Raw genomic sequence first — 741 nt, 5'->3', positions numbered from 1 at the left:
GCCTGGAGGACCTGGTTGTAGTTCATCGCGAAGTCCTCGCGGCGCAGTTCGGTGGTGGCGCGGAAGGCGGCGCGGGTGCCGCCCCAGGGGTCGGCTCCGGTGCCGAGGTAGGCGAGGTCGAGGTCGACCGGGCGGACGACGCCGTGCATGGTCAGCTCTCCGCTGACCGTCCAGCGGTCCGGTCCGGCGACGGTCACGGCGGTGGAGCGGTAGGTGATCTCCGGGTACTGCTCCACGTCGAGGAAGTCGGCGGACTTCAGGTGGCCGTCGCGCATGGTGTTGCCGGTGTCGACGGAGCCGGCCCGGATGACCGCCCGCACCCGGGACTTGGTGACGTCGTCCGGGGCGATCTCGATGGTGCCGCCGAACTCGGTGAACCGGCCGTGCACGCTGGAGATGCCCAGGTGCTGCGCGACGGCGGCGACCGAGGAGTGCGCCGGGTCGATGGTCCACGGTCCCGGCGGCGGCAGTTCGGTGCCGCCCTGGCGGGCCAGTGTGACCGTGCCCGCATCGGCCCGGCCGCTCGCGGTGACGATCGCGCTGGAGGCGGCGGGGGCGTACCCGACCGCCGTGACGATGACGGTGTACGCGCCGGGGGCCAGTTCGGTGGTGTCCCGTACGGCGCCCTCGTGGTCGGCCTCGGCGCGCAGCACCTGCGTGCCGGTCATGTCGGTCACCGTGACGACCGCGTGCGACACGGCCCATCCGTCCCGGGTGCGGATCCTCGCGGTCAGTCCCATC

At 73.0% G+C, this 741-nt stretch carries 1 protein-coding gene; it reads right to left on the bottom strand.

The window, feature by feature from the left end:
- Nucleotides 1–740 (bottom strand): YceI family protein (locus tag IG64_RS37160; protein ID WP_037864953.1); only part of this gene is annotated, 740 nt, incomplete at its 3' end.
- Between the last annotated feature and the right edge of the window lies 1 nt (nt 741).

Origin of the sequence: Streptomyces sp. NRRL S-340 (assembly GCF_000720185.1) — a bacterium.
In the GTDB taxonomy this organism is placed as follows: Bacteria; Actinomycetota; Actinomycetes; order Streptomycetales; family Streptomycetaceae; genus Streptomyces.
The sequence above is the reverse complement of the archived record's forward strand: the minus strand, read 5'-3'. Positions and strand labels throughout refer to the sequence as shown.